Genomic DNA, 16,918 nt, shown 5'->3' on the forward strand with positions numbered 1-16,918 from the left:
TCCCCAAGGGGGCGTTGAACTGATGTTCCGTTCCCTTCGCATTTTCAACTACCGCATCTGGTTCCTCGGTGCCCTCGTGTCGAATATCGGCACCTGGATGCAGCGCACGGCGCAGGACTGGCTGGTCTACGACATCCTGACGGACCAGGACGCGGCAGCCATGGGTGTTGTCATGGCGCTCCAACTGGGGCCGCAGCTGCTCCTGGCCCCGTGGTCCGGCCTGATCGCCGATACCTACAACCGGCGCAAGGTCCTCCTCCTGACCCAGATCAGCATGGGTGCGCTGGGCCTCGCCCTGGGCCTACTGGTCCTGTCCGGGCACGCCGAGCTGTGGCACGTCTACGCCTTCGCGCTCGCGCTGGGCGTAGTGTCCGCGGTGGACGGGCCGGCGCGCCAGGCCTTTGTCTCCGAGGTGGTCTCCGAACGGGACCTGCCCAACGCCGTCGCCCTCAACAGTGCCTCCTTCAACGGAGCACGCATGGTCGGCCCCGCCGTCGCCGGCCTCCTGACCGTGGCCGTGGGACCGGGCCTGGTCTTCGTGCTCAACGCCGTCACGTTCGGGGCGATGGTGATTGCCCTGCTGAAGATGCGTGCCGGCGAGCTGCGGATCCTGCCCAAGGCGCCTCCGGGGAAAGGCCGCATCAGGGCGGGGCTTGCGTATGTGCGCCACCGGCCCGACCTGATCATGGTGATGCTGGCCATCTTCATCGTTGGCACTTTCGGCATGAACTTCGCCATCTACATAGCAGCCATGGCACGTACGGAGTTCGGCCGGGACGCGGGCATCTTCGGCGTCCTCAATTCGGTCATGGCGATCGGGTCGGTTGCCGGTGCCCTGCTCTCCGCGCGGCGTGACCGGCCGCGCCTGCGGTTTGTTTTCGGCGCCGCCGGGGCCTTCGGTGTGGCCTGCATCCTGTCCGCAGCAGCCCCCACCCTGGTCCTGTTCGCCCTGTCGCTGATCCCCGTCGGCCTCTTTGCGCTGACCCTGATGACCAGCGCCAACGCCTATGTGCAGACCACCACCGCCCAGGTCATGCGCGGACGGGTGATGGCGCTGTATTTCGCCATCTTCATGGGTGGAACGCCCTTGGGGGCGCCGGTGGTGGGATGGGTGTCGAACTCCTTCGGCCCTCGCTGGAGCCTCGGGGTTGCCGCAGCCTCGGGCCTGGTGGCCGCCGCCATCGGCTTCGTCTGGGCCTGGCGGACCTACGGCATGCGTTTCCACTATGACCGCAGCCTGCCGCGCCGGCTCAGCATGACTACGGACGCCACGGAAAAGCAGCAGGACCCGGACAACGCCTAGTCCGGGTCCTGCCCGCGGGGATCAGGAGTTGGCAATCACGTAGTCAATGCACTCCAGCAGGGCGCTCACGTCGTCGGGCTCGATGGACACGAAGGTGGCTATGCGCAGCTGGTTGCGGCCCAGCTTGCGGTACGGCTCAACATCCACCACGCCGTTGGCGCGCAGCGTCTTGGCGATGGCCGAAGCATCGATGCCCTCATCGAAGTCGATGGTGGCAATGACGTTTGACCGGTCCTCCGTTCGTGCCACAAACGGACTGGCCACGGACGACTTCTCCGCCCAGGCATAAATCCGCCCTGCCGAGTCGGCCGTGCGGCCCGTGGCGAAGGGAAGCCCGCCGTTGGCGTTCATCCATTCGATCTGCGCGTTCAGGGTCACCAGCGTGGACAACGACGGCGTGTTGTAGGTCTGGTTCAGGCGGGAGTTGTCGATCGCGGTCTGGAGGTTGAGGAAATCCGGGATCCAGCGGTCCCCGGCATTGATCCGTGCAGCCCGTTCCAAGGCAGCCGGGGAGAACATGCCCAGCCACAGACCGCCGTCGGAGGCGAAGTTCTTCTGCGGGGCGAAGTAGTAGACATCGGACTGGGCCAGGTCCACGTCCAGGCCGCCCGCCGCGGAGGTGGCATCGATCAGGACGAGGGAACCGTCGTCGGCGCCTTCCACGCGGCGCACCGGAGCGGCCACGCCCGTGGACGTTTCGTTCTGCGGCCAGGCGTAGACGTCCACGCCGTTCTCCGCCGCCGGCTCCGGACGGGTACCGGGCTCGGCCTTAATGATGCTCGAGGCCGAAAGGAACGGTGCCTTGTTGGTTGCCGCTGCGAACTTGGAACCGAATTCACCGAAGGACAGGTGCTGGGCCTTTTCCTCCACCAGCCCGAAGGCCGCAATGTCCCAGAAAGCGGTGGAACCGCCCACACCCAGCACCACCTCGTAGCCCTCGGGTGCGGAGAACAAATCCGTCAGGCCCCGGCGAACACTGCCCACCAGGTCCCGTACCGGAGCCTGCCGGTGGGACGTGCCCAGGAGGTGGGCGCCGGCACCGGCAAGTGCCGCCATCTGTTCCGGGCGGACCTTGGACGGACCGGCACCAAAACGGCCGTCCTTGGGAAGGAGTCCAGCGGGAATTTTCAGTGCGGCTGTATCGCCCATGAGGGAACGCTCCAAGCGTGTTTCGTAGGTGGCGGATATGCTCTTCCATTCTGCCGCACCTGCACGGGCAGCGGGGATATATGACCCGCACCACGAACGCCTGTGAAGGGCGCCGCGCAATTATCCGGGGGTCCGGCGGATAGGCTAACGTGTTGGCGTATCCCCGGGCAGCGGCGTGTTGCCCTTCTTTCTCCCTTACTAGGAGCGGCCCGTCATGACGGATCTCATTGACACCACTGAGATGTACCTCAGGACCATCCTGGAATTGGAAGAAGAGAACATTGTTGCCCTGCGTGCGCGCATTGCCGAACGGCTGCGCCACTCCGGGCCCACTGTGTCCCAGACCATCGGGCGGATGGAACGCGACGGACTGGTGGTGGTTGCCGGCACCCGGCGGCTGGAGCTGACGGAACTGGGACGCCGCCGGGCCACCGAGGTCATGCGCAAGCACCGGCTCGCCGAAAGGCTCCTTTCTGACGTGATCGGGCTCGACTGGGCCTATGTTCACGACGAAGCCTGCCGATGGGAACACGTGATGAGCGAACGCGTGGAACGGCGGCTCTACGAGTTGCTGGGCCACCCGACGGAATCGCCGTACGGCAATCCGATCCCGGGCCTCGAAGGAATCGGCGGAGTGGCCGCAGAAGCCGACCACGACGGCGTCGTGGACCTGGTGTCCGCCGTAGCTGCCACCGGGGCAGGGGCGAAGCTCCGGCTGGTCCGGCTCGCGGAACCCATCCAGGTTGAACCCGAACTGCTGTCGCAGCTGGATGAAGCGGGGCTGCGGCCCGCGGCGCAGATCACCGCCGAAGTGGTCGGCGGTTATATTTCCGTGCGGGTTCCGGGGGTCGAAGGTGCCCTGGAACTACCTGCCGAAGTGGCTGCGCACGTCTTTGTTTCCACTATTGGGTAACGGAATGGTCACTTTTGTGACATTTAACCTATAGTAAGTCCCGACGCTGAAACACCATCGTTATCCGGTCCGTCCGCCGAGCCCTGCCAGCGGACCGGAGCACCAAACTCGTCCAGGCAGGGGCGGAGGACCCATTATCCGGCAGTTCCACTGCCTTGGGGTGAAGCCTTCCGGGGATGTCGGTCTTTCCTGCACGGTTGCAGGTAATGTCCGCATTTCCTAAAGGCCGAGTTTCTCTACTCGAATCCGACAGCTAACTTCGCAGGCGATCCATGAGAGGGAAACACTTGTCGAAGCATGCTGCTTCGGGCCGGCGCCGCGCGCCTGCTCACACTGCGCCACTGCGCCCCCGCAACGCCTCCACGTCAGGCCGCCGGCGCGCCGAAACCAAATCCGTGTCCGTTGGCGGTGCCGCCCAGAAAGTGGCAATTACCGCTGCAACTTCCGGACTGATCCTTACCGCCGCCATGCCCACGCACGCAGCGGCCGATGATCCGGTACAGCTTGAGCCGGTTGCTGTCGATGTACCCGTCTCCGCTGATCCGAATGCCGACATCGGATTCGACCGCACCGGGCTGAGCAGCAAGTACGACCCGGACGCCGCGCTGGCCTCCATCACGGTCGCCGCGGGATCGCATGCGGTTCCTGCTGCTGCCAAGGGCACGCTGTCCACACCGCTGGACGCTTCGCTGGTGCAGACCTCCGGGTTCGGGCACCGCGTCAGCCCCATCACCGGAGAAGCCGGCGAGATGCACAACGGACAGGACTTCGCCGCCACCTGCGGGACCGCCGTCAATGCTGCAGCATCGGGCACCGTGGTCTTCGCCGGCTGGCACCCCTACGGCGGCGGAAACCGCGTAGTGATTGACCACGGCAACGGGGTCGAAACCACGTATAACCACCTTTCCAACATTGCGGTCACCGTCGGCGCCGAAATCGACCGGGGATTCCTGGTGGGGGCAAGCGGCACCACCGGTTCTTCAACCGGGTGCCATCTGCATTTCGAAGTCATGGTTAACGGCGAAGTTGTTGACCCTTTGAATTGGCTCTAACCCGCCAAATCAAAGGTCCGTAACCGGTTGAATATCATTTCGTGATCGGAACGTGACATACCTCAAATGTTGCTGTACGCTCGTCCTCGTGCCTGATTCGCCAACGATGGGGCACCTTCGAACAGATCGCCTAGCTCTGCCACTGTTTGAAGTCCGTTCGCAGAATCGCATGGCAGAGGCGGGGGAACCAATTTCGGGTTTCGCAAGAAACCCTTGGGGTTAAGTTGCAAAAGGCCATTAGGCCGGGCAACCGGGTGACTCCCATCCGAATCCGACAGCTCACCTCGTAGGCAATTGGGAGAGGCAAACCTGTGTCATCAAACGCTCATGGCCGCCGTCGTGCTGCCACCGTACAGACCAACCCGATCACTGCACTTTCCAAGGCAGTCAGCAGCAACGCCGGAACCGTAGGCCGCCAGGCCGCCGTCGTAGTTGCAGCATCCGGCCTCGTGCTGGCTGCCGGACTTCCTGCACAGGCTTCCGTAAGCACGGACCGCCAGGCACTCGCAGCAACCCCCCTGAACATCGTGGCCGGCAGCGTCACCGCTCCCGCCGACGCACCGTTCCAGCTTCCCCTGGTGGCCCCCAGCTCGACTTCCGGCGCTGACTACCGCGCACAGGTTGCCGCTGAAGAGGCCGCAGCCCAGGCAGCCGAAGAACTGGCCGCAGCCCAGGCTGCTGAAGCCCAGACCGCCACCCGCAACGCCGCAGCCCAGACGGCCGCTCCGGCCGCTCCGGCAGCCGGCGTCACCTTCCAGGCCGCCAGCAACGCCGCGCCTGCCGCCGCAGTTGAAGCACCGGCCTCCGGAAACGTCGCCTCCGGCCTGGTGGCTTCGGCCTACGGCCAGATCGGCGTTGCACAGGACTGCACCGCCATGGTCGAGAAGGCACTCCGCTCCGTGGGCAAGTCCGTTGGCGACCTCGCTCCGGGCCAGTTCTTCCAGTACGGTTCCGTGGTTTCCTCCCCGGCTCCCGGTGACCTTGTGATCACCGCCGGCCACGTTGCCATCTACGTGGGCAACGGCCAGGTCATCAGCGGTGGCCTGAACGGCATGAACACCGGACTGCACAGCCTCTCCGATCTGCCGGGCGCCAGCTTCGTCCGCGTGAGCTAAGCCCGGGACATCATGACCTCGTCGATTGAGCGCGCCCGCCACCGGGCGCCGGTGGCACGCGCCACCACGCTGAACGCCTTCGCCGGCGCCGTCAGTGCCAATGCCGGAACAGTGGGCCGCCAGGCAGCCGTCATCGCGGCAGCCTCGGGGCTGGTGCTGACAACCGGTGTTGCTGCCAACGCCTCCGGTGCAGACGCACCCCGCGACGTCCGGACCAGCGCACTGAACCTTTCCACGTCACTCCACGTCCCTGCGGACGTGGCCGTGTCGTTCGAACGCGCCGGTATCTCGGGTTCGACGCCGGCACCCGTGGAAGAGCCGGTGCCCGCGCTTGAGGCAGCAGCTGCCGCCGCACCCGCGGCCGGTGCCCAGGAAGCAGCCGCTGCTCCCGTCCAGCAGGCCGGCGGCAATGCCGGTGCTGCGGCTCCCAGCCTCAGCACGGCCTCCGCCGCCCAGCCGGCGCCGGCTGCCCCGTCCGGTGCAGCGTCCACGATTGCCGCCGCTGCCTATGCGCAGCTTGGGGTCAATCAGGACTGCACCATGTTGGTGACCAATGCTTTGGCCGCGGCCGGAATCAGCCACCACGGCTGGCCTGCCAGCTACCTCTCCCTTGGACGGACGGTGAGCGCAGCTGAGGCTATGCCCGGCGACCTGATCTACTACGCCGACGGCGGGATGGGCATGGCCCACATTGCTGTCTATGTCGGCGGTGGACAGGCAGTGCACGGCGGTTTCAACGGCGGCTCCACCGTCGTGGCTCCGGCCGAACTCGGTTCGGGTGGCGTCTACATCCGGGTCGGCGGCTAGGCAGTTCCGGCAACTCAGCGGCAGGGCCCCTCTTTCGAGAGGGGCCCTGCCGCGTTAAACCGGTACGGGCCACCGCCAACGGTGCGCCGGCTGCCGTAACGCAGGGCTAAATGGCCAAGATCGCGTTCCCGTTCTACTCTTGCATAGACAATCCGAAGTGCCGTCTGTGGAACGGTGTCTTGTACTCACCGGTTCGTGGGCGGCAGACGAAGAGGTATGTGCATGCGCACTCTCGTTCTGAATGCTGGATACGAACCACTGGCCGTGATCACCTTCCGCCGCGCTTTGGTGCTGGTTTTGAACGGAAAGGCAAGCGTGGTGCTGGAAAGCGGCGAGCCGGTGGTTGGCCCCAACGAAATCCTTCCCCGGCCGTCGGTCATCCTCCTTCACCGTTACGTCAAGATCCCTTACCGCGAGGGCACTGTTGCCACGCGCCGGGGCGTACTGCGCCGGGACAACCACGAATGCGCATACTGCGGCAAGGCTGCCGCCACCGTTGACCACGTAGTCCCGCGCTCCCGCGGCGGCGACGACAGCTGGGAAAACCTGGTTGCGTGCTGCCTGCGCTGCAATAACACCAAAGGGGACCGGACACTGGCCCAGTTGGGCTGGGAACTGCGGACCGTGCCGAAGGCGCCCCGGGGTGCGCGCTGGCAGATCCGGGAACTCGAACGTCCTTCCCCGCAGTGGGATCCGTTCCTGCAGAACGATACGGCTGCCTGATGCCGGCTGCCCTCCGCTACGACGCGGTTATCCTCGCCGGCGGCCGGTCCACGCGCCTCGGCGGCACCCCCAAGGCACTGCTGCTGGCTGAGGGCCGGACCCTGCTGGAGAGCACCCTTGCCGCTGCGGCCGGTGCGCGGCACGTCGCCGTCGCCGGGCCGCCCGAGCTGGCGGCCCTGTTAACGGCAGCCCCTGTCGGCAGGGTCCCGGGGACACCGGTGCTCGTCCGCGAAGAACCGGCCTACGCCGGGCCGGCCGCGGCGGTTGCAGCCGCCGTCACCGCCCTGGCTGCCCTCGAGGCCAGCGGTGACGGAGACGGCAACGCCCGTGACGACGACGGCGGGGGAGACCAGGGCGGCAGCTGCCCGTGGACGTTGGTCTTGGCCTGCGACATGCCCCGGGTTGCTGCGGCCGTACGGGTCCTGCTGGCAGCGGCGGACGCCGCCCCGGCGGACGCCGCCCCGGCGGACGCCGCCCCGGCGGAGAGCCTGCTGGCAGTGGATTCCACCGGAAACCGCCAGCCGCTGGCAGCGCTGTACCGTACGGCGGAACTGCGCGCCGCCGTCCGGTCCGCCGCTTCGGAAGGGTTGGCGAACAAGTCCATGAAGGCGTTGCTTGCTAGGGTGCAATGGAGGGGTATTGATGTTCCCCCGGGAAGTACAGCCGATGTTGACACCTGGAACGATGCACAGTCCCTAGGTGTGAGCGCCGGGGACCTGCCGTAGGACCGGGCAGTCCCCAAGCGATACGAAGGAGCACGAATGGCAAGCCAGAAGGAACAACTCGAGGCCTGGAGCAGCAGGCTGCTGCAGGCATTGGAACTTGAAGGCACGCCGGTGGATGTCTCTGCTGTCCTCGACCTGGCCGCGGCAGCCGCGCACAGCGTGGTACGGCCGGCGGCGCCGCTGACCACCTACATTGCCGGATACGCCGCAGGCCTTGCAGCCGGTACCGGGCAGGCCGACGGTGCCGTTGCCATGCGCTCGGCCATGGCGGTGGCCGCCGACCAGTGCCGTGCCGCCGCCGCCGAAGGAGACACACAGTGAGCGACTCCGCCGCGCCCGTGATCCTTCCTGCCGGGCCCAACGCGTCGTGGGCCCAGGCCCGGCACGCCGCCTATGCGGCCGCCCGCCCGCTGCCCTATGAAACCGTGCCCCTGGACGAGGCGCTCGGCCGGATCCTGGCCCTCGACACAGTGGCCCTGCAGCCCGTTCCGCACTACGGCTCGGCGGCCATGGACGGGTGGGCCGTCGCCGGTCCGCCGCCGTGGACAGTCATCAGCCACGAGGAACCCGAAATCGAACGCTGGCAGGTCCACCGGGAATCCGGGCGCCGCGCCCTGCAGCCGGGCGAAGCCGTGGAGATCCTTACCGGCGGACTGATCCCGGACGGCGCCGAAGCCGTGCTGCGCTCCGAAAGCGGCGCGGTCTCCGCTGCCACGCCGCCGGTGCTTACGCTCGGCGAACGGGCACGGGAGTCGGAACCGCGGGCCGGAGAGCATATCCGGCCTGCCGGCGAAGAGGCATCGGCGGGGGAGACCGCCATTCCTGCCGGGAAGCTGCTCAACCCCGCACACATTGCCCTGGCCGCCGTATGCGGACATGACACGCTGCCGGTGCTGCGCTCCCCGCGCGTGTCCCTGCTGCTGACCGGTGACGAGGTCATCGAAGCAGGCCTGCCCGAGCCGGGCCAGGTCCGCGACACCTTCGGCCCGCAGCTGCCGCAGCTGATCACGATGCTGGGCGGGCGGATCGACATCGTGCGCCGCCTCCCGGACCGGCTGGAGGAAGTGGTGGCCGCGCTGAGCAGCGAGGCCACCGATGAAGACTCCATCGCCATGTCTTCCGGCGACGTCCTCGTCACCACGGGCGGCACCGGGCGGTCCGCCGCGGACCACCTGCGCCGTGCCCTGGAAGAGGTCGACGCTGAGCTCCTCATCGACGGAATTGCGATGCGTCCGGGGCACCCCACCATGCTCGCCCGCCTGCGGGACGGACGGCTGCTGGTGGCGCTGCCCGGAAACCCGCTGGCGGCCATGATGGCTGTCTTCACCATCGTCCAGCCGCTGCTGGACGGACTCCGGGGCGCCCCGATTTCCCGTGAGCGCCATGTCCTGGCCGGCGTGGACCTGGAACCGCTGCCCGGAAGGACCCGTGTGGTGCCGTGCACCATCCAGGAGGACAGGGCCATGCCTTCTCCCTATTTCCGGTCCGGGATGCTCCGCGGCCTGGCCGAAGCCGACGCCGTAATGGTGGTGCCGCCGGAAGGCTGTATCCGGGACCAGGCCGTCATGGCGCTGCCCCTGCCATGGCAGGTCAACCGCGCACCGGCGGGGTAAGTTCCGGCGGCGAAGGGGTAACCCCGGACAACGGAGAACCCGGGCAGCATCAGCGGCCCGGCTACAGAACCACAGCATCAAAGACAGGAAGACATCATGGGACGGGTTACCCAACGAGGACGGGTTACGCGCTTCCGGCTGGACGGCAACGTCAGCCGGCGGGACGACGTACTGGCAGGAGAGGAACCGCTGGAAATCCGGATCGGAGGCAAGTCCTTCACCGTCACCATGCGGACGCCCGGTGACGATTTCGACCTGGTCGCCGGCTTCCTGGTGTCCGAAGGAGTGATCTGGGACCCGGCGCAGCTGGTCAGCCTGCGGTACTGCTCCGGCGTGGATGAGGAAGGCAACCAGACCTTCAACGTGGTGGACGTCCAGCTCCGGCCCGGCACCAAGCTTCCGGATACCGGAATGGAACGGCACGTCTACACGTCCAGTTCCTGCGGCATCTGCGGCACTGCGTCCATTGAGGCCGTGCGGAAGTCTTCGCATTTCCACCCGTCCGAGGACCAGGTCCGGCTGCCGCTGGACATGCTTGCGGCCCTGCCGGACCGGCTGCGTGAAGGGCAGAAGGTCTTCGACCGGACCGGCGGCGTCCATGCGGCAGGGCTGTTCAACGCCGACGGCGAGCTGCTGTGTCTGCGTGAAGACGTGGGCCGGCACAACGCCGTGGACAAGGTGGTGGGCTGGGCGCTGCGCGCCGGGATGCTTCCGCTGCGCGGCATGGTGCTGCAGGTGTCCGGGCGGGCGTCCTTCGAGCTGGTCCAGAAGGCCCAGCTGGCAGGGATTCCGGTGCTCGCGGCCGTCAGTGCGCCGTCCGCCCTCTCCGTGGAGCTTGCCAAGGACGGCGGAATGACGCTGATCGGCTTCAGCCGCGGCGCGTCCCTGAACTGCTATTCCGCGCCGGAACGGATCCTCGCAGCAGCTCCTGCCGCGGTGTAGGCACCCGGGTTTCCGGCCGCCGCTTCGGATTCCCTAGCGGGCGGCCGGGAGCTGGACGGTGGCTGTTGTGCCCTGTCCCACCGTCGACACGATGCCCAGTTCGCCGCCGTGCTGGAGCACGATGTCCTGGACAATGGCCAGGCCCAGCCCGGTCCCCGGGATGGCAGCGGAGGTGGCATTCGAGGCACGGAAAAAACGCCGGAACAGGTTGGGCAGGTCGGCCTCGGGAATGCCTATGCCGGTATCCCGGACCTGCACCCGCACACCGGGACCGGCGGCGTCGGTCTGCACCAGAGCGGCACTCACTTCCACTGATCCGCCGGCCGGCGTGAATTTCACCGCGTTGGAGCAGAGATTGGTGAATACCTGCTCCAGCTGGGCCCGGTCTCCGTCCACCAGCAGGGCCTCGGAACCAAGTTCCAGGCGCAGGTCCAGGTTGCTGGTGCCGGCGGCGGGCGCCAGTGAGGCCGCAACGGCGCGGAGGAGTTCCTCCAGGTCCACTTCTTCCACCTCGAGGCTGCTCTCGTGCGCATCCTGCCGGGAGATGGTCAGCAGGTCGCTGATCAGCTGATTGAGCCGTACGGCGTTGCGTCCCACGATCTTGAGCATCTGGGCAACGCCGTCCGGCAGGTCCCCGCCGGAGCCGTCAAGGATGAGGTCCAGATACCCGGTGATCGAGGTCAGCGGCGTCCGCAGTTCATGGTTGACCGTGGCCACGAAATCGGTCTTGGCCTGGTCAAGGTCGCGCTGGCGTTTGAGCACCATCCGCTGGGCGGTGATGAGGTTGCCCTGCACAAGGCCGTGTGCGAGGTTTCCGCTGACATGCTGGATCAGGGAAATCTCCGTACTGGTCCAGTCCCGCGGGGCGCCCTCCCCGGCAAGCCAGAGCAGGCCGAACGCCTTGTCCCCGTGGCCCAGCGGAACAATGACCGAGTTCCGCAGCCCCGCGGCACACGCCGCCGGGCTGACCGGCAGCGGCTCATCGGAGGGGGAGCGGTGATCCTCCACCGCCAGTGCACGGCCGCGCTCCCACAAGGCCTCGGCCAGCTCCCCGGCGCTGTGGCCGCCCAGCTCGGGCATACCCGCGGCGACGGCTTCCTCCCGGCTCCAGCTCAGCGCCAGTTCCGGAACGCGTTCATCCGGAAACGTCACGAGCAGGACATGATCGGCTTCGAACGTGGCCCCGAGCCCGTGAACCACCACCTCGGCCATTTGCTGGGGATCGTTCGTGGCCCGGATCGCAGCGGAAATGCGGCGGGTATCCTCCCTCAGTCGGGCCGCTGCCATCCGCCGCCCGCGGCGTGCCTGGGCGGTGGCCAGGATCAGGTTTACCCGCCGGGCGAGGTCCTCGGGATCCACCGGACTCGCCACGAAGTCCGCTATGCCCAGTTCCACCATGAAGTCCATGTCCACGCCGGCCTCGCCGGCCACCAGGATGACCGGCAGCTTGGTGATGGCGGGCTCATGCCGCAGCCGCTTGAGCATGTCCATGCCGGCAACCTCGCGGACGGTGGAGTCCACCACTGCCAGCACCGGCGAGGCAGCCCGGGCAGCTTTCATGGCCTCATCCACGTCCTGCACCGGGACCGCTTCCAGTCCGGCGTCGGAAAGAATGCCGGCCACAACGGAGAAGACCTGTGGGTCCTCCACGGCCACCAACGCTTTGGGGCGGGACCCGGCGCCGGGTTTATCGCCCTCCGTCGATGAGTCGGCGGACGGGAAAGCAGGAGGAGTCAGTGCCGGGGACATAACGACCTTTCGTCAGCGCCCGGTTGAGCTCAAGGGGCAGCGATAGGAAGTGTAACAGCCCCCGGGAAGCTGGAAGTGATGTGACTCACCGTCCGGCAGGAGGTATTGCTGCGGTGTTCAGCCCCTGGCGATCGCCCGGAATCCTCCCCCGTACGGGCTTAAGCTGGAACGTGCAGATTACGGAGGATGCGACATGAGTATGGAAGGCGCAGCGTGGGGTTCGCTGATGCAGATCTCCCGCGCCAAGGGCGGCGACGGGAAAATATCGAGGGAGACGCTGAAGCGGATTGTCCGTTTCGCAGCTCCCTACCGGACGCGGCTCCTCGGGTTCGTGCTCTTGTCGGTGGCGGGGGCATTCCTGGCCGTGGCCACGCCGGTCCTGGCGGGCGAAGTGGTCAACTCCATCGTGGCCGGCACCGCTCCCGGCGTGGTGATCCGGCTCGCGCTGCTGATTGCCGCCGTCGCCGTCGCCGACGCGGCCGTCACCCTGGCCACGCGCTGGTTCTCCTCCCGCATCGGCGAGAGCGTCATCCTCGACCTGCGCACGGCCGTGTTCGACCACGTGCAGAAGATGCCCGTTGCCTTCTTCACCCGCACCCGGACGGGTGCGCTGGTCAGCCGGCTCAACAATGACGTGATCGGAGCCCAGCAGGCGTTCAGCGGAACCCTTTCCGGTGTGGTGAGCAACGTCGTCGCACTGGTGCTGACCCTGATCGTGATGCTCGGAACCTCCTGGCAGGTCACGGTGCTGGCCATGCTGCTGCTGCCGGTGTTCCTGCTCCCGGCACGGCGGATGGGGGGCCGGCTCGCCGCCCTGCGCCGGGAGGCCGCCAACCACAACGCCTCCATGGGCACGCAGATGACCGAGAGGTTCTCCGCCCCCGGCGCCACCCTGGTCAAGCTGTTCGGCCGGCCCGACGCCGAATCCCGCGAGTTCGCGGTCCGCGCCTCCCGGGTGCGAGACATCGGGGTGAAGATGGCTATGATGCAGGCGGTGTTCGTGACCGCGCTGACCCTGGTCTCCGCGCTGGCCCTGGCTTTGGTTTACGGACTCGGCGGCTACCTGGCGCTGCGCGGGAGCCTGAACACGGGCGACGTCGTGACCCTGGCGCTGCTGCTGACCCGCCTGTACGCGCCGCTGACCTCGCTGGCCAACGCCCGGGTGGAAATCATGAGCGCCGTGGTCAGCTTTGAGCGGGTTTTCGAGATCCTGGACCTCCGCCCGCTGATCCGTGAGAAGGACTCCCCGGCTCCGGTGCCGGCGGGACCGCTGAGCGTGGAGTTCGACGACGTCCGGTTCGCTTACCCCACGGCGGAGAAAGTCTCGCTCGCGTCCCTGGAGGAGGTGGCCGTCCTGGATACCCGAGGCGGGGAGGAGGTGCTGCACGGAGTGTCCTTCCGGGTTGAGCCGGGGCAGACCGTGGCCCTGGTCGGGACCTCGGGAGCAGGGAAATCAACCATTGCGCAGTTGCTGGCACGGCTGTACGACGTCGATTCGGGCGCGGTGCGCTTTTCGGGCACCGATGTGCGGGACCTGAGTTTCGCGGGCATCCGGCAGGCTCTGGGCATGGTGACCCAGGACGGGCATCTGTTCCACGAGACCATCCGGGCCAACCTGCTCCTGGCCCGCCCCGAGGCCAGCGAGGAGGAGGTCTGGGATGCCCTCCGCCGGGCCCGGCTGGAGGATATGGTCCGTTCGCTGCCGGACGGCCTGGAGACGCTTGTGGGGGAGCGCGGCTACCGGCTCTCCGGCGGTGAACGCCAGCGCATGACGATTGCCCGGCTCCTGCTGGCCCAGCCCCGGATCGTGATCCTGGACGAAGCCACCGCCGCGCTGGATTCCACGTCCGAGGCAGCCGTCCAGGCGGCACTGGGAGAGGCGCTGGAGGGACGGACCGCCGTGGTCATTGCCCACCGGCTCTCCACCATCCGCAACGCCGACCGGATCCTGGTGATCGAGGGCGGACGGATTGCCGAACAGGGAACGCATGCGCAGCTCCTTGCGCAGGACGGACGCTATGCGGAGTTGTACAACACCCAGTTCGCGGCCGAGCCGGAGACGGAAGCGGCGGAGTAGCGGTTCGCAGGGAGCCGGACTCCTGCCGGTGGTTAAAGAAAAAAGTGCCCCCGGCCGGAATCGAACCGACGACCTGCCCTTTAGGAGAGGGCCGCTCTATCCTACTGAGCTACGGAGGCGGACCGCCGGGCTACCGGCGGGCGCTACCAGCTTACCCGTTTCTTCCGGGCTCTGGTTGCAGCCCGTTCGGTGCGTCCCCGGGAACCGCGGCCGGGGATCCGGTTAGCTGCAGTCCCGCAATATGCTGGGCATAGCTGGCCCGGATCGCCTGCATGAAGCCGAGGATGGTGCGCAGTTCGGTCTCCGTGTACCTCGACAGGACCTCGTCGGTGAGCGCACCGAGCGGGCCGAAGTAGGCACCGGCGAGCTGCATGGCCAGCGGTTCGAAGTGCAGTGTCACCTTCCGCCTGTCCGCGTGGGTGCGGTTGCGGTGAATGTGCCCGATGCGCTCCAAGCGGTCGATCACTGCCGTGGTGGTGCCCGAGGAGGTGCCCAGGCGGGCACTGAGCTGGCCCGCCGTCAGCGCCTGATCCCGGATTTCGGCTTCCATGATGAGCACCAGTGCGCGCATGTCCGTTGCATTGAGTCCGTGCGCGTGCGCGAAAGCATCCGCGACACGCTGGCCGTCCAAGCTCATGCCGCGGAGCGCGTCGACGATATCGCGTCGTAGCTCTTTGTCCTCCACAGCCCAATAGTAACTGGGAATTGAAGTATCTCGATATCTGAGATACTTTCAATCGGAGATACTTCGGACGGCTGGGAGAAGCAGATGTACGCAGGGATAGTGAAGAACGCCAAGTCGGCGTGGATCACTCTGTTGATCGGGGTGGCCGTCATCGTCGGCTTGTTCGCCCTGCCGGCAGAGGAAAACGACGCCACCGGCGTAGGCGGACTGGACGATAAATACCAGTCCACCCAGGTACAGGAGCTGCTCGAGGAATTCCCCGATGCACAGGAATCTTCCGCCATCGTGGTGGTCTCCCGTGAGGACGGCGGGCCGCTGACGGACGCGGACACCGCGGGGATCGCGGAAATCAACGCCGCGGCCACGGAGGCCGGCGCCTCCGGCCCGCCGCCGCAGGTGCCGCCGGTGGTCTCGGAGAACAAGCTCGTTGCGATTGTTCCGCTGACGCTGCAGGCGGCCGCGGACGACGGCGATGCCGTGTCCGCCGAGGTCGAGGACCTGCGAAGCGTCGTTTCCGATGCAGCGCCGGAAGGCGTCAAAGCGGAACTGACCGGCGGGGCGGCCTTCAGCGCCGACCTGGCCGGGGTGTTCTCGGGGGCGAACTTCGTGCTGCTGACCGTCACGGCCGGCGTCGTCGCCATACTGCTGCTGATCACTTACCGCTCGCCGTGGCTCTGGATTGTGCCCCTGGCCATTGTCGGTGCCATCGAACAGCTGGCGGCCAAGGTGGTGGACCTGCTGGCTCCGGCCACCGGGATCACCGTGGACCCGTCCGCCGTCGGTATCACCAGCGTGCTGGTGTTCGGTGCCGCCACCAACTATGCGCTGCTGCTGATTGCCCGCTACCGGGAGGAACTGCGCGCCCATGACTCGGTGTACGAGGCCATGCGCAAGGCCCTGACCCGTACGCGTGAGGCAATCATCGCCAGCGGCGGGACCGTCATCCTGGCGCTGCTGACCCTGCTGTTCACCGATACCCAGAGCTACCGCGGCCTGGGCTTCTCCGCAGCCATCGGCATTGTCCTGGCGATCCTCAGCGCCCTGTTCCTGCTGCCGGTTGCCCTGGTCCTCCTGGGCCGCAAACTCTTCTGGCCGTTCGTACCCAAGGTCGGGGACCCGGCCAAGGAAGGCAAGTTCTGGGGCCGCCTGGGCGAAGCCACCGCACGCCGGCCCAAGACCATTGCCGGCACCGCCGTCATCGTCCTGCTGGCACTGGGCAGCGCCCTGTTCACCCTGCAGATCGGTTTGAGCGAGAACGAACAGTTCCGCGAAAAGCCGCAGGCAGTGACCGCAGCGGAAACCCTCTCCGAAGGCTTCCCCGCCGGCTCCTCCTCGCCCGTCACCGTCCTGGTGGACACCGATTCCGTGGATGAGGCCGTCACCGAGCTTTCCGGGCTGGAAGGCGTCACCTCCGCTACGCCCGGCACCGAACATGACGGACGCACCCGCGTGGAGCTGATTACCGGATACGAAGCCGGCACCGACGAAGCCAACACCTTCATCACCGACCTGCGCGAGGATCTGGCCGGGCAGGACTATGAGGCCCTGGTGGGGGGAGAGGCTGCCGAGCGGGTGGACCAGCTTGCGGCGAACCAGCACGACACCGTCCTGGTGGGCACCTCCGTGATTGTGCTGGTCTTCCTGGTCCTGATGATCCTGCTGCGTTCCCTCGTCGCGCCGGTGCTGCTGGTGGCCTCCGTGCTGCTGACCTTCCTGGCTGCGACCGGGCTCAGCTGGCTGGTGTTCGAGAACGTGCTGGACTTCCCGGCCATGGACGTGCAGACGCTGCTCTACTCGTTCCTGTTCCTGGTGGCCCTGGGCGTGGACTACAACATCTTCCTGACCACCCGGGCACGGGAGAACGCGGTCACCATGGGCACCAAGCAGGGCATGCTGGCGGCCCTGCGCTCCACCGGCGGCGTGATCACGAGCGCGGGCATCCTGCTGGCTGCCGTGTTCGCGGTCCTCGGCGTCCTCCCGCTGGTGACCCTGACCCAGGTGGGCATCATCGTGGCCATCGGCGTCCTGTTCGACACCCTGCTGGTACGGACCGTGGTGGTCCCGG

At 67.1% G+C, this 16,918-nt stretch carries 14 protein-coding genes, 1 tRNA gene, 1 pseudogene and 2 riboswitches; of the genes and pseudogenes, 12 read left to right on the top strand and 4 right to left on the bottom strand.

The genetic code is table 11. The annotated features are described in order from the left end of the window. Positions 1-22: 22 nt before the first annotated feature. Positions 23-1,303: an MFS transporter gene (locus tag AC5RT8_RS05020; RefSeq protein ID WP_494094613.1), complete on the top strand. Its 1,281-nt coding sequence runs from the start codon at positions 23-25 to the stop codon at positions 1,301-1,303. 21 nt (positions 1,304-1,324) lie between these two features. Here AC5RT8_RS05020 and serC read toward each other — a convergent pair whose 3' ends face one another. Next, on the bottom strand, positions 1,325-2,452 hold the full coding sequence (gene serC / locus AC5RT8_RS05025) for a phosphoserine transaminase (RefSeq protein WP_494094614.1): 1,128 nt from the start codon (positions 2,450-2,452) through the stop codon (positions 1,325-1,327). 214 nt (positions 2,453-2,666) lie between these two features. Here serC and AC5RT8_RS05030 point away from each other — a divergent pair, with 214 nt between their 5' ends. From AC5RT8_RS05030 to fdhD, 9 genes are all read left to right on the top strand, one after another. After that, complete coding sequence (locus AC5RT8_RS05030; protein WP_494094615.1) at positions 2,667-3,365, top strand: iron-dependent transcriptional repressor DtxR; 699 nt, start codon at positions 2,667-2,669, stop codon at positions 3,363-3,365. A 90-nt stretch (positions 3,366-3,455) separates the two neighbouring features. Next, positions 3,456-3,649, top strand: a riboswitch (cyclic di-AMP (ydaO/yuaA leader). A gap of 138 nt (positions 3,650-3,787) precedes the next feature. Then, a complete protein-coding gene (locus tag AC5RT8_RS05035; protein ID WP_494094616.1) occupies positions 3,788-4,417 on the top strand; it encodes a M23 family metallopeptidase in 630 nt (209 codons plus the stop codon). 148 nt (positions 4,418-4,565) lie between these two features. Beyond that, a riboswitch (cyclic di-AMP (ydaO/yuaA leader) is annotated at positions 4,566-4,725 on the top strand. Between the two features lie 3 nt (positions 4,726-4,728). Then, complete coding sequence (locus AC5RT8_RS05040) at positions 4,729-5,532, top strand: NlpC/P60 family protein (protein ID WP_494094617.1); 804 nt, start codon at positions 4,729-4,731, stop codon at positions 5,530-5,532. Between the two features lie 12 nt (positions 5,533-5,544). Further along, a complete protein-coding gene (locus tag AC5RT8_RS05045) occupies positions 5,545-6,339 on the top strand; it encodes an NlpC/P60 family protein (protein ID WP_494094618.1) in 795 nt (264 codons plus the stop codon). 222 nt (positions 6,340-6,561) lie between these two features. Beyond that, complete coding sequence (locus tag AC5RT8_RS05050; protein WP_494094619.1) at positions 6,562-7,062, top strand: HNH endonuclease; 501 nt, start codon at positions 6,562-6,564, stop codon at positions 7,060-7,062. Further along, entirely contained in the window at positions 7,062-7,787 is a 726-nt protein-coding gene (gene mobA / locus AC5RT8_RS05055) for a molybdenum cofactor guanylyltransferase (protein ID WP_494094620.1), read from the top strand. Before AC5RT8_RS05050 ends, mobA begins: the two co-directional genes overlap by 1 nt. A 36-nt stretch (positions 7,788-7,823) precedes the next feature. Next, complete coding sequence (locus tag AC5RT8_RS05060) at positions 7,824-8,108, top strand: DUF6457 domain-containing protein (protein WP_494094621.1); 285 nt, start codon at positions 7,824-7,826, stop codon at positions 8,106-8,108. Next, positions 8,105-9,400, top strand: coding sequence for a molybdopterin molybdotransferase MoeA (locus AC5RT8_RS05065; protein WP_494094622.1), 1,296 nt, complete (start codon positions 8,105-8,107; stop codon positions 9,398-9,400). The genes AC5RT8_RS05060 and AC5RT8_RS05065 overlap by 4 nt, the downstream gene beginning before the upstream one ends. Positions 9,401-9,496: 96 nt before the next feature. Next, positions 9,497-10,342, top strand: coding sequence for a formate dehydrogenase accessory sulfurtransferase FdhD (gene fdhD / locus AC5RT8_RS05070; RefSeq protein ID WP_494094623.1), 846 nt, complete (start codon positions 9,497-9,499; stop codon positions 10,340-10,342). A 33-nt stretch (positions 10,343-10,375) separates the two neighbouring features. On the opposite strand, the gene AC5RT8_RS05075 is transcribed toward fdhD, so the two are convergent. After that, positions 10,376-11,992, bottom strand: a complete 1,617-nt coding sequence (locus AC5RT8_RS05075) for an ATP-binding protein (RefSeq protein ID WP_494094624.1) — start codon at positions 11,990-11,992, stop codon at positions 10,376-10,378. Positions 11,993-12,284: 292 nt separating this feature from the next. Here AC5RT8_RS05075 and AC5RT8_RS05080 point away from each other — a divergent pair, with 292 nt between their 5' ends. After that, positions 12,285-14,168, top strand: coding sequence for an ABC transporter ATP-binding protein (locus AC5RT8_RS05080; protein WP_494094625.1), 1,884 nt, complete (start codon positions 12,285-12,287; stop codon positions 14,166-14,168). Positions 14,169-14,213: 45 nt separating this feature from the next. On the opposite strand, the gene AC5RT8_RS05085 is transcribed toward AC5RT8_RS05080, so the two are convergent. Then, positions 14,214-14,287: transfer RNA gene (locus tag AC5RT8_RS05085), tRNA-Arg, on the bottom strand. Positions 14,288-14,319: 32 nt separating this feature from the next. Beyond that, positions 14,320-14,853 (bottom strand): MarR family winged helix-turn-helix transcriptional regulator, encoded by a 534-nt coding sequence (locus AC5RT8_RS05090; protein WP_494094626.1) that lies wholly within the window; start codon positions 14,851-14,853, stop codon positions 14,320-14,322. A gap of 84 nt (positions 14,854-14,937) precedes the next feature. On the opposite strand from AC5RT8_RS05090, the pseudogene AC5RT8_RS05095 reads away from it, so the two are divergent. Then, positions 14,938-16,899: pseudogene (locus tag AC5RT8_RS05095) on the top strand (MMPL family transporter); the annotation flags it as partial. Positions 16,900-16,918: the final 19 nt, after the last annotated feature.

Source organism: Arthrobacter sp. Ms25 (genome assembly GCF_059090365.1).

What these genes read in the sequence shown, in the direction of transcription:
- AC5RT8_RS05020 (WP_494094613.1), top strand. Translation starts at nt 23, where the DNA reads ATGTTCCGTTCCCTTCGCATTTTCAACTACCGCATCTGGTTCCTCGGT.
- serC (WP_494094614.1), bottom strand. Translation starts at nt 2,452, where the DNA reads ATGGGCGATACAGCCGCACTGAAAATTCCCGCTGGACTCCTTCCCAAG.
- AC5RT8_RS05030 (WP_494094615.1), top strand. Translation starts at nt 2,667, where the DNA reads ATGACGGATCTCATTGACACCACTGAGATGTACCTCAGGACCATCCTG.
- AC5RT8_RS05045 (WP_494094618.1), top strand. Translation starts at nt 5,545, where the DNA reads ATGACCTCGTCGATTGAGCGCGCCCGCCACCGGGCGCCGGTGGCACGC.
- AC5RT8_RS05050 (WP_494094619.1), top strand. Translation starts at nt 6,562, where the DNA reads ATGCGCACTCTCGTTCTGAATGCTGGATACGAACCACTGGCCGTGATC.
- mobA (WP_494094620.1), top strand. Translation starts at nt 7,062, where the DNA reads ATGCCGGCTGCCCTCCGCTACGACGCGGTTATCCTCGCCGGCGGCCGG.
- AC5RT8_RS05060 (WP_494094621.1), top strand. Translation starts at nt 7,824, where the DNA reads ATGGCAAGCCAGAAGGAACAACTCGAGGCCTGGAGCAGCAGGCTGCTG.
- fdhD (WP_494094623.1), top strand. Translation starts at nt 9,497, where the DNA reads ATGGGACGGGTTACCCAACGAGGACGGGTTACGCGCTTCCGGCTGGAC.
- AC5RT8_RS05080 (WP_494094625.1), top strand. Translation starts at nt 12,285, where the DNA reads ATGAGTATGGAAGGCGCAGCGTGGGGTTCGCTGATGCAGATCTCCCGC.